The following is an 11,013-nucleotide window of genomic DNA, read 5'->3' on the forward strand; positions in this document are numbered from 1 at the left end:
GACGGGTGGGAGTGCACGGGCGGCAGTACCGGGACGAGACGGGAGAGCGGGGAGCGGACCTCCCCCCTCGGCGGCCCGGCGGACGTCTTCGGCGGCCGAGGGCGGGCCGGTGGCCGAGTGCGCCGAGAGGGAAACCCGAACAGGTCGAAGAATCGGACAAATCCTGGCAAGGTGGGGCCATGGCTGATCGGGGAGCGAGCTCCCTGTCCCTCCCGGACGACTGGCCCGCCCGCCCGGACCCGATCCTGGCGCTCAACCGCATGGGCAGCTTCGACTGGGACCTGGACACCGGCCTGTTCCACATGGACGCCCAGGCCCACGAGGTGTTCGATCTGCGCCCCGAGGAGTTCGACGGACGGCCCGAGAGCCTGTCCGCGCGGGTGCCGCGGGCGGAGGGGCACCGCCTGGACGCCCTCGTCGCCCGGGCCATGAAGGACGGCAGCGAGAACTACGGCACCTACTTCCGTCTCCGCTGCCGGGACGGCACACTGCGCTGGACCCACACCCAGGGATACATCCGGCGCGACGAGACCGGCCGCCCCCACCGCATCATCGGCATCGTCCGCGACGCCACCGAGGAGATCGGCGACATCGAGGCCCGCCGCGCGCAGGCCGCCCAGGACGAGGCCCGCCGCCGGCAGACCAACGTCGTCCAGACCGCCACGGCCGCCCTCGCCCACGCCCGCACCGTGGACGACGTCATGGACGTCCTGCGGGACACTCACGGCCTCACCCGGCTGGGCGCCACCAGCCTCGTCATGGGCCTGGTCGAGGGCGGACGCATCCGGCTGGTCGCCGACGGCCCCGACGACAGCTTCGTCCCCGGCACCCGCATCACCAGGATCGACGAGCCCTATCCGATGAGCGAGGCCGTACGGACCCTCAGCCCGTGCTTCATCGAGTCGCCGGAGGAGTTCGCGGAGCGCTACCCGGTCCTGTGGCCGCACCTCACCCACCTCGGCATCACCGCCGCCGCCTATCTGCCCCTGATCGCCCAGGCCCGCCCGATCGGGGCGATGGGCCTGCTCTACGGCGACCGGCACGGGTTCTCCCCCGAGGACCGCAACGTGCTCGTCGCCCTCGGCAGCAGCATCGCGCAGAGCCTGCAGCGGGCGATGCTCTACGAGGAGGAGATGGACCTCGCCCAGGGCCTCCAGCAGGCGATGCTGCCGCGCACCATCCCCAGCGTGCCGGGCTGCGACGTCGCCGTCCGCTACCGCGCCGCCACCCTGGGCGGCTCCCTGGGCCGCGACATCGGCGGCGACTGGTACGACCTCATCCCGCTGCCCGGCGGACGCGTCGGCGCCGTCATCGGCGACGTCCAGGGCCACGACACGCACGCCGCCGCCGTCATGGGCCAGCTGCGCATCGTGCTGCGCGCCTACGCCGCCGAGGGCCACACCCCGGCCACCGTGATGGCCCGCGCTTCCGTCTTCCTCCACGAACTCGACACCGACCGCTTCGCGACCTGCCTGTACGCGGAGGCCGACCTGGCCACCGGGGTGGTCCAGGTGGTCCGGGCCGGGCACATCGACCCGCTGGTGCGCCACCCCGACGGCACCTGCCGCCGGGTGCCCGTCGAGGGCGGGATGCCGCTCGGCCTGTCCGCGGAGTTCGGGCGGCTGGCCTACCCGGTCGGCACCCTGGAGCTCGACCCCGGCAGCACCCTGCTGCTGTGCACCGACGGGCTGGTGGAGACGCCCGGCGCCGACCTCGACGACGGCGTGCAGGCCCTGGCCGCGCTCGTCGCCGCCGGGCCCGAGGACGTACGGGACCTCGCCGGCCGGCTCATCGACGTCTTCGAGGAACGCGGCGGCGAGGACGACGTGGCCCTCCTCCTGCTGCGTCGCCGCGGCCTGGACGTCCCGCGGACCGGCGGACGGCTCCAGCAGCACGTGGCCCCCGGGGACGCCGAGGCGCTCGCCGGGGCCCGGCACATGATCCGCGCCGCGGTCACCGCCTGGGGGGCAGAGGAGCGGGCCGACGAGATCGAGCTGGCCGCCGACGAACTCGTCACCAACGCCCTCATGCACACCGAGGGCGCCGCGGTCGTCACCCTGCGGGTCCTCACCGGTGCCGACCGCAGGCTGCGCGTCGAGGTCGAGGACTCCTCCAGCGCCCTGCCGCGCCGCCGCGACGCGGGAGAGGTCGGCGCCTCCGGGCGGGGGCTGGTCCTGATCGAGACGCTCACCGAGGCGTGGGGCGTGGAGGCGCGAGGCGGCGGCAAGTGCGTGTGGTGCGAGTTCGTGGTGCCCCGGCGGGAGTGAACCCGTCGTCCCGCATTCCTGTAAATAAGGGACAAAAGTCCCGAATATCGGCAAGGGGTGCGTGGGCACAGAACGCCGGTAAGGGAAAGTGATCGAGCCCACAGCGAGGAACCGACCTTCATGCCGACCGCAGCCGCCCCCCGCCCGCACCCGTCCGCCGCCGACCGCCGGCCCGGATCCGGAGCCCAGGACGCCCCGGACCCCGTCACCGCCGCCTTCACCCGCTACGCCGCCCTGGCCGACGGCCCCGAGAAGGAGCGCCTCGAGGAGGAGCTGATGGAGGCGTGGCTGCCGATGGCCCACCGGCTGGCCGCGCGCTTTCGCGACCGCGGCGAGAGCGCCGAGGACCTGCGGCAGGTCGCCGCGCTGGGCCTGCTCAAGGCGGTCCGGCGGTTCGACCCGGACAGGGGGCCGTTCGAGCCGTTCGCGATACCCACGATCAGGGGCGAGCTGCGGCGGCACTTCCGCGACCGGATGTGGGACGTACGGGTCCCGCGCCGGGTGCAGGAGCTGCGCAACGCGGTCCGCGCCGCCTACGGCGAGCTCGGCCTGGCGCCCGGCAGCCCCCGGCCCGCCGTCGCCGACCTGGCCCGGCACGCCCGGCTGACCGAGGCGGAGGTGCGCGAGGGCATGACGGCCCTGGAGAGCTACCGTGCCCTGTCCCTGGACGCGGCGAACGGCGACACGGGCGCCGGCGCGGACGCGCCGTCCCTGGCGGATCTGCTGGGGGAGCCGGACCACGGCTTCCAGCTCGTGATCGACCGCGAGAGCGTCAAGGAGGCGGTGCGCCGGCTGCCGCAGCGCGAGCGGGCCATCCTCTACCTGCGCTTCTTCGAGGACTGGTCCCAGAGCCGCATCGGGGAACGGCTGGGCATCTCCCAGATGCACGTCTCCCGCCTGCTCGGCCAGACCTGCGCCCGCATCCGGGAGGAGACGCTGGCGGCCCGCTGAGCCGCCGCCCCCGCCGTGGCCCCGTCCCGGGCGGCGCCGGCCGGGGCCTGCCGTTCGGATCGGGGCGCAGGGCGTCGGCGGCGGCTTGTCATGCCGGTGAGCGGGGCCTGGTGCGTGCGGCGGCAAGGCGGAGGAGGACGTCGACGCGATGGGGCCCCGCGAGCGCAGCCGGGCGTGGGGGAGCCGGCAACCGGCGACAACGCCGCAGATGCGCGTGCCGGGCCCCGCGTCCGCGGCGTGGTCCCAACGGCAGGTCCTAGAACAAGTGGATCGCGAGATGGCCGAGCGGCAGGCCCAGCTGCCACGCCGGCGTCCACACCTTCGGCCCCTCGTCCTCCCCGGCCACGGCGGAGCGGCCGGGCACGGCGTTCAGGTCGGGGGCGAGCAGCTCGGTCTCCCGCAGCCAGCGCCACGCGGCCCGGGCCAGTTCCAGGTCCGGGCCGCCCCGGCCGGAGGCGGCGGCGTCGGCGGCGGCCTCGTCCAGCCGCTCGCGCACCCACTCCTGCCACGGCTGGTCGTAGGCGGTCAGGGACAGCCAGGTCTCCAGCCGGGAGACGACCCGGATGCCGGGCAGCTCGCCGTCGGTGTCGGACAGGAAGACGGTCAGCGCCAGCGCGTCCCGGCCGGCGCGGAACTCGAACGACGTCGGCGGCATCAGATCGCCGGTGCGCAACAGCTCGTCGGCGATGTACTCGGCGTACAACCACGCCATGGGGACGGTCAGGTCACCGTCGCCGGCGCCGTCCGTGCCCTCGTGACCTCTGTGCAGCATCCCTTCCTGCCTTCCTCCGGTGCGTGCGCGTCACCCGGCCCCGGGCCCCCGGTCCGGAACGCGAATGGGAACAGCCGATTACCCCGTGGGGGTCCTCGGCAAGGCGCTTTACGGAGGCTTGACTCGGCTGCCGGTTTCACCGCAGGTCGGCGGTGTAACCGGGCAAAACCCGGCGCAGGGCGCGCAGTGCGTAGTATGCGCGGGATTTCACGGTACCGGGCGGGATGCCGAGGGCCGCCGCCGCTTCTGCCACACTCGCCCCTTCGAAATACACGAGCACCAGGACTTCACGGTGCTCCGGCGTGAGTGTCTTCACAGCCTGCCGTACGTCGAGGGCGGCGGCGGCCCGTTCGGCGTGATCGGCGCAGACGCGCGCGTTCTCCAGGGCGGCGTCACCGACCTCCGCGGGGCGCGCCTGCCGGGCCCTGCGCGCGTCGATCGCCAGCCGCCGGGCGACGGTGAGCAGCCAGGGCCGTACGGAGTCGAAGGCGTCGGCACGCAGGGCCTCCGGATGCTGCCAGGCGCGGACCAGGGTCTCCTGCACCAGGTCCTCGGCGCGCTGCCGGTCGCCGTCGCACAGCCGCAGCAGCAGCGCGAACAGCGGCCGGCCGTGCTCGCGCTGGAGCGCGGCGAGCTCGTGCTCGGCGGTCGTCCCGTTCGTCGTCGTGGGGGTGAGGGTGGTTCCGGCCGTCATGGCCGTATGGCACCGCAGGGCGCCCTTCGGGGACAGCGTCGTGCGCCGTGAGTGCGGCGGACGGTCGATCGCGTCGGCGAACGGTTCGACGAACGGTCGTTCCGCCGCCGCCCGCGCGGGCCGGACGGGCTAATGGGCGTGTCGGAGCCGCCCGTGACCGCGGAAGCCTTCTTACCTGTTTGTGGGTAAATGTGACTTTCTCGTGTCGAGTGACCGAGCGGGGTGAGCGGATGATCACACGCAGCAGACAGGTGGCCCTCGTCCTGACGGCCGTCCTCACCGCGGGCGCGGCCTGCCAGGCCCGCGACCGGGAGCCGCCCGGGAGCCCGGCCCCCTCCGCCGCCGACACCGGCGCCTTCACCCTGGTCGCCTCCGGCGACGTCCTGCCGCACAGCTCGGTCATCGACCGGGCGCGCTTCGACGCGGGCGGCGCCGGCTACGACTTCCGCCCCATGCTCGCCGGCGCCGCACCCGTCGTCTCCGGCGCCGACGTGGCGCTGTGTCACATGGAGACCGTCTACGGCGAGAACGGCGACTACACCGGCTACCCCACCTTCAAATCGCCGCCCGAGGTCGCCCGGGGGCTGGCCGCCACCGGCTACGACGGCTGCTCCACCGCCTCCAACCACAGCCTCGACGACGGCACCGACGGCATCCGCCGCACCCTGGACGCCCTGGACCGCGCGGGCGTGCGGCACGCCGGATCGGCCCGCACCGAGGGCGAGGCCCGGACCGTCACCGTCCTGCCCGCGGGCCGCGCCCGCCTGGCCCACCTCGCCTACACCTACGGCACCAACGGCATCCCGCTGCCGCCCGGGCAGCCCTGGGCGGTGAACCTCATCGACGCCGACAGGATCCTCGCGGACGCCCGGGCGGCGCGGCGGGCGGGCGCCGACGTGGTCGCCGTCTCCCTGCACTGGGGAACGGAATGGCGGGACGAGCCCGACGAGCGGCAGCTGACGCTGGCCCGGGAACTCACCGCCGCGCGCACGGCCGGGCGCCCCGACATCGACCTGATCCTGGGCACCCACGCCCATGTGCCGCAGGCGTACGAGAAGGTCAACGGGACCTGGGTGGTCTACGGGATGGGCGACCAGATCGCCGGGGGGATGGTCAACCACGACGGCGTACCGGACCCGCGCGGCAACGAGTCGACGATCGCCCGCTTCACCTTCGCCCCGCCCGCCCGGCCCGGCGGCCGCTGGGAGGTGACGAAGGCCGAGTTCGTCCCGCAGCTGTTCGACATCGACGCCGGCCGGGTGGTGAACCTCAACCGGGCGCTCGCCCAGGGCGCCGAGGTGCGCGCCGTGCGCGACCGCATCCGGGACGTGGTGCTCAGCCGGGGCGCGGCGCAGGACGGGCTGGTGATGGGGGAGTAGCCCGCGCCGGCCGCCCGGCGACCGTCGAGGACGCCGGGCACCGCACCGACCCGGAACGGCCGGACTCCCCTTCTGCTCGGGGCTCTAACGCCGGGCCAGCTCCGACTTCCGGTAGGAGTAGCCGAAGTAGATCACGAGCCCGAGCGCGAACCAGAGGGCGAAGCGCACCCAGGTCTGCCACTGCAGGAACGTGATCAGCCAGATCGAGAAGACGACCCCCAGCGCGGGCACGAACGGCATCCACGGCGTACGGAAGGTGCGCGGCAGGTCCGGCTGCCGGTAGCGCAGCACGATCACCGCCGTGCACACCACCACGAACGCCAGCAGGATGCCGATGTTGGTCAGCTCGGCCGCCTCGCCGATCGGCAGGAACCCGGCGATGGCGGCCGACGCCGCCCCGACGATCCAGGTGACCCGGGTCGGCACGTGGCGCGTCGGGTGCGTCTTGGCGAACCACTTGGGCAGCAGACCGTCCCGGGACATGGCGAACCACACCCGGGTCACCCCGAGCATGAACGTGAACATGACCGTGAGGATGCCGATGATCGCGCCGACCGCGATGACGTCCGCCAGCCCGCCCAGCCCCACCGACTTGAACGCCGTCGAGAAGCCGCTCTCCTTGTCGATGTCCCGGTAGTCCTGCATGCCCGTCAGGACCAGGCAGGCGGCCACGTACAGCACCATCGAGACGGCGAGCGAGTACAGGATCGCCTTCGGCATGTGCCGCTGGGCGTCCTTGGACTCCTCGGCCGCCGTCGACATCGCGTCGTAGCCGAACACGGCGAAGAACACCGTCGCCGCCCCCGTGAACGCCCCGCCGACGCCGTACGGGAAGAACGGGTTGTAGTGCGTGGTGTCGATGTGGAAGACACCGACCGCGATCACCAGCAGCACCACCAGCACCTTCAGTACGACCACCGCCATCTCGAAGCGGGCGGCGTTCTTGATGCCGAGGTTGAGCAGGTACGCGATGAACAGGCACAGGACCGCCGCGAACAGGTCGACCTTGTGTCCTTCCCCGGTGCCGGGCGCGCCCAGCATCCAGGCCGGCAGGTCGGCGCCCATCTCGCCGACCAGGAAGCTGAAGTACCCGGAGATGCCGATGGCGACCACCGCGACGATCGCCGTGTACTCCAGCAGCAGGTCCCAGCCGATGAACCAGCCCGCGAGCTCGCCGAGCACCGCGTAGCCGTAGGTGTAGGCGGAACCCGCCTTCGGGATCATCCCGGCGAACTCGGCGTACGACAGCGCCGCCGCGGCGCTCGCCACACCGGCGATGAGGAAGGAGACGAGGACGGCGGGGCCCGCCGTGCCGTTGGCGACCGTCCCGGCGAGGGTGAAGATGCCCGCGCCGATGATGCCGCCCACACCGATCGCGGTGAGCTGCCACAGCCCCAGCGACCGCTCCAGCCGTGGACCCTCACCGGCTTCCGTCTCCTCGATGCGTTCGATGGGTTTGCGGCGGAGAATCCCCTCGCCCCGACGGAACCCGGCCATGCTCCTCACCTCTTCGTGATCGGCGAACGGCTGACGGCGGATCATGATGGCCCGGTCCGGCCCGCGACGGAAGACGCCACGCACGCCGGTCCCGGCGCAGGACCGGCAAGGACGGGCCGGGTTACGGCACCACCGTCACCGGCCAGCGCCCCGCCTTCACCAGCCGGACCGCCACCGAGCCGACGATCCGGTGGCCGGCCTGCTCGGAGGCGCCCACGACCACCGCGTCCGCCTTCAGCTCGTCGGCGGCCTTGACCAGGCCGTTGTAGGGGTCGCCGCGGAAGGTGTGGAACTCCCAGCGCACCTCGAATATCCCCTTGACCCGCTCGGCCGCCTCCCGGATCTGCGCCACCAGTTCCTCGGCGATCTCGTCGGTGGTGTCGGCCACCGGGGCCCCGAGCGCCGCGCCCGCCGCCAGCACCGGCTGCACGTACACGACGGCGAGCAGCGCCCGCTGCCGCCGGGCCAGTCCGCCGGCGTAGGCCGCGGCACGGAGCGAGGAGTCCGATCCGTCCACCCCGACCACGATGACCTTCGGCCCGTCCGTGCCCCGCTCGAACTGAGGGGAGTGCTGTTCCGTCACGCTGGGAGGCTATCGGAAACCCCTGGTCGGGCCGCCGCCCGGAACCCTGATCGGTCCGCTGTCCGGAACCCTGGTCGGTCCGCCGCCCGGAACCCTGGTCGGTCCGCTGTCCGGAACCCTGGTCGGGCCGCTGCCCGGACCCCTGATCGGTCCGCTGTCCGGAGCCGTCCGGCGGGACGCGGCCGGGCCACCGCCCCGTGATCACTGGGCCGGGCGGGTGGATTCGCACCGCCGCACCGGTGTCGCGGGGGAGCGCCGCCCGCTCGCCGGGCGACTGATGAGTCATGAAGAAGGATCAGTTGCTCACCCGACGCCGCGCGTTGCTCGCCGGCGCCGCCGCCGTGGGGGCGGCCGGCACCGCCGGAGTGCTCGCCACCGGCACCGGGGACGCGCCGGTCCGTCCGGCCGTCCCCGTCGCGGGCCCGCCGGCACGCCGCGCGCACCAGCCCTCCGCCTACCGCCTCCAGCCGCTGACCGGATACGGTCCGCGGCGCGCCGTGCCCGCCCGGCCCCCGGTACGGCGCGAGCCGCTGCTGCGCGTGTCCGGACGCGGCCGCACCATGGTGCTGACCTTCGACGACGGCCCCGACCCCCGCTACACCCCGGACATCCTCGACACGCTGGCCGAGTACGAGGTGCGTGCGATGTTCTTCGTCTGCGGGGAGATGGCGGACGGCAACAAGGACCTGCTGGCCAGGATGGCCGACGACGGGCACGTCGTCGGCAACCACACCTGGTCCCACCCGCTGCTCACCCGTCTCACCCGGCGCCGGATCCGCCGGGAGATGGAACGCACCTGCGATGTCATCGAGGAGGCATACGGGGAGCGCCCCCTGTGGTTCCGCGCCCCCTACGGGGCCTGGAACCGGGCCGCCTTCCAGCTCGGCGCCGAACTCGGCATGGAGCCCCTCGCCTGGACCGTCGACACCCTCGACTGGACCACCCCCGGCAGCCGCACCATCGTCGACCGGGTCGAGGACGGCGCCGCCCCCGGCGTCGTGGTGCTCTCCCACGACGCCGGGGGCGACCGCTCCCAGAGCGTGACGGCGCTGCGCCGCTATCTGCCCCGCCTGCTGGACTCCGGCTACCACATCACCGTGCCCCGCCGGCAGTACACGTGACCGGCCGGTGCCCGCCGGGCCGGGGACCGTTCAGCGGATCCCGGTCAGGCGGGCGAAGGCGACGACGTTCCCCTCGTACCCGTTCTGCCGGGAGTAACCGCCGCCGCAGGTGATGACCCGCAATTCCGGGCTGCCTTTCGAGGCGTAGACCCGGTCGCCGGGAAAATCGTCCTTCCGGAACACCTCGATGCCGTAGATCTCGAACTCCGCGGTCTTTCCGTCCTGGCGGGAGATCTCTACTTTGTTTCCCTTCTTCAGGGCCCCGAGCCCGTAGAAAACGGCGGGGCCCTGCTTGTTGTCGACATGGCCGACGACGACGGCGGTGCCCTTCTCGCCGGGGGAGACGGCACCGGTGAACCAGCCGGCCAGGTTCGGGTCCTGTGGCGGCGGCGCGCCCACCCAGCCGTCCGCGTCCAGACCGACCGGCATCATCGGCGCGTCGACCTGGATCGCGGGAATCCTCACCCGGTCGGGCACGGCGTACGGCAGCGGCCTCAGGACCTGGCCGGCGGACGTGCCGCGGGAGACGCGGCTGTCGGACGCCGCCGCCGACGCCGGCTGCGGCGGACCCACGTCGAACTCTCCCGAACCATTCCGAATCAGCGCGAGGCCGGTCAGCAGAACAAGCGCTATGACGCCCCAGGGAGCGCGCTTCCTGTGCCGCTCCTCCTCTTCGGCCAGCTCGGACGCAGACATTCGCCATCCCCTCTCGACACGGCCGTCGCCGTGTCATGTCGCGCATGGAAAAACGCTAAGTGCCGCGTGCCCGACCGGCGACGGGGCGGCAGCGAACGGGTGGCGAATCCCATTTCCGTGCGCCATACGGGGTGTTCACCCGAAGGGAATTTCTGACGGTCCGTGACCTGCGGTGATATCCACTCGCGCGGTTCTCCCCCGGCGTGCCCGCTCACCAGGACGGACCATCCCCGACATGCGGCCCCGCGCGGGGCGACTCAGGGTCTTCGTGGGAGACGCTTTCTCGCCGACCGACCGGGAACGGGTCCCGGGGCGTCTTCCGCGGAGGAACACATGCGCAACACTCGTGCCCTGGCGGCCGCCGGCGCCGCGGTCGCCGTCCTCGGGCTCGCCGCCCCCACGGCCGCCGCGTGGGACACGCCGAGCAACATCGTCGCCCTGCCCAGCGTCATCGCCCGCGGCGGCCAGCTGACCGTCACGGTCGACGGCTGCCCGCACGGCGGCACGATGACCTCGGGCGCCTTCCCGACCACCCCCCTGACGCCGGTCAAGGGTGCCAACGAGACCTCCAAGGGCGTCGCCACCATCAACCGCAACGCCCGCCCGGGCTCGTACGACATCACGGTCAACTGCTCCGGCAAGACCCTGACCCGCCCGGCGGCCTTCACCGTCATCGGCGGTGTCCGCGGCGGCATCGGCGGCAGCAGCTCCAGCGGGGCGACCCCGGCCGACATCGCCATCGGCGGCGGACTCGTGGCCGCGGCCGCCGCCGGAGGCGGCCTGTTCTGGATGCGCCGCCGGGCCGAGAAGCGCGTCTGACCTCCGCCGTCCCCCGGCCACGCGTCAGGCTCCGCACTCGGGGGCGGGCCCTGTGGGGACGCCGGCCGGCACCCCTGTTCCCCGGTACCCGCGCCGGCACGTCCGATCGCACGCCGACAGGGCTTCGCCCCGGATCCCGACCAGGGAGGATCCGGGGCGAAGCCCGGGGGGCGGGCGGGGGCAGGCGCCCGCCGCGCCGCCCCGGGGGCGGGAGGAGGGGGTCAGGTCGGGAGA

General features: G+C 73.4%; 10 protein-coding genes. 5 read left to right on the forward strand and 5 right to left on the reverse strand.

Annotated elements, in window-relative coordinates:
• Nucleotides 1-179 precede the first annotated feature (179 nt).
• Complete coding sequence (locus ABZ340_RS33600) at nt 180-2,267, forward strand: SpoIIE family protein phosphatase (protein WP_358785667.1); 2,088 nt, start codon at nt 180-182, stop codon at nt 2,265-2,267.
• 120 nt (nt 2,268-2,387) lie between these two features.
• A complete protein-coding gene (locus tag ABZ340_RS33605; protein WP_358785668.1) occupies nt 2,388-3,218 on the forward strand; it encodes a SigB/SigF/SigG family RNA polymerase sigma factor in 831 nt (276 codons plus the stop codon).
• A 256-nt stretch (nt 3,219-3,474) separates the two neighbouring features.
• On the opposite strand, the gene ABZ340_RS33610 is transcribed toward ABZ340_RS33605, so the two are convergent.
• Together ABZ340_RS33610 and ABZ340_RS33615 are read right to left on the reverse strand one after the other, a co-directional pair.
• Nucleotides 3,475-3,990, reverse strand: a complete 516-nt coding sequence (locus tag ABZ340_RS33610; protein ID WP_358785669.1) for a hypothetical protein — start codon at nt 3,988-3,990, stop codon at nt 3,475-3,477.
• Nucleotides 3,991-4,126: 136 nt separating this feature from the next.
• Nucleotides 4,127-4,684 (reverse strand): sigma-70 family RNA polymerase sigma factor, encoded by a 558-nt coding sequence (locus ABZ340_RS33615; RefSeq protein WP_358785670.1) that lies wholly within the window; start codon nt 4,682-4,684, stop codon nt 4,127-4,129.
• Between the two features lie 230 nt (nt 4,685-4,914).
• Between ABZ340_RS33615 and ABZ340_RS33620 the strand changes: the two genes are divergently transcribed.
• On the forward strand, nt 4,915-6,063 hold the full coding sequence (locus ABZ340_RS33620; RefSeq protein WP_358785671.1) for a CapA family protein: 1,149 nt from the start codon (nt 4,915-4,917) through the stop codon (nt 6,061-6,063).
• Nucleotides 6,064-6,147: 84 nt separating this feature from the next.
• Here ABZ340_RS33620 and ABZ340_RS33625 read toward each other — a convergent pair whose 3' ends face one another.
• Together ABZ340_RS33625 and ABZ340_RS33630 are read right to left on the reverse strand one after the other, a co-directional pair.
• Nucleotides 6,148-7,560: an amino acid permease gene (locus ABZ340_RS33625; RefSeq protein ID WP_358785672.1), complete on the reverse strand. Its 1,413-nt coding sequence runs from the start codon at nt 7,558-7,560 to the stop codon at nt 6,148-6,150.
• A 121-nt stretch (nt 7,561-7,681) separates the two neighbouring features.
• Nucleotides 7,682-8,143, reverse strand: a complete 462-nt coding sequence (locus ABZ340_RS33630; protein WP_358785673.1) for a universal stress protein — start codon at nt 8,141-8,143, stop codon at nt 7,682-7,684.
• A gap of 284 nt (nt 8,144-8,427) precedes the next feature.
• On the opposite strand from ABZ340_RS33630, the gene ABZ340_RS33635 reads away from it, so the two are divergent.
• Nucleotides 8,428-9,264 (forward strand): polysaccharide deacetylase family protein, encoded by an 837-nt coding sequence (locus tag ABZ340_RS33635; protein WP_358785674.1) that lies wholly within the window; start codon nt 8,428-8,430, stop codon nt 9,262-9,264.
• 30 nt (nt 9,265-9,294) lie between these two features.
• Here ABZ340_RS33635 and ABZ340_RS33640 read toward each other — a convergent pair whose 3' ends face one another.
• A complete protein-coding gene (locus ABZ340_RS33640; protein WP_358785675.1) occupies nt 9,295-9,960 on the reverse strand; it encodes a class F sortase in 666 nt (221 codons plus the stop codon).
• 333 nt (nt 9,961-10,293) lie between these two features.
• On the opposite strand from ABZ340_RS33640, the gene ABZ340_RS33645 reads away from it, so the two are divergent.
• Nucleotides 10,294-10,779: a hypothetical protein gene (locus tag ABZ340_RS33645; protein WP_358785676.1), complete on the forward strand. Its 486-nt coding sequence runs from the start codon at nt 10,294-10,296 to the stop codon at nt 10,777-10,779.
• Nucleotides 10,780-11,013: the final 234 nt, after the last annotated feature.

The organism is Streptomyces sp. NPDC006134 (genome assembly GCF_040628835.1).
Lineage (GTDB): Bacteria > Actinomycetota > Actinomycetes > Streptomycetales > Streptomycetaceae > Streptomyces.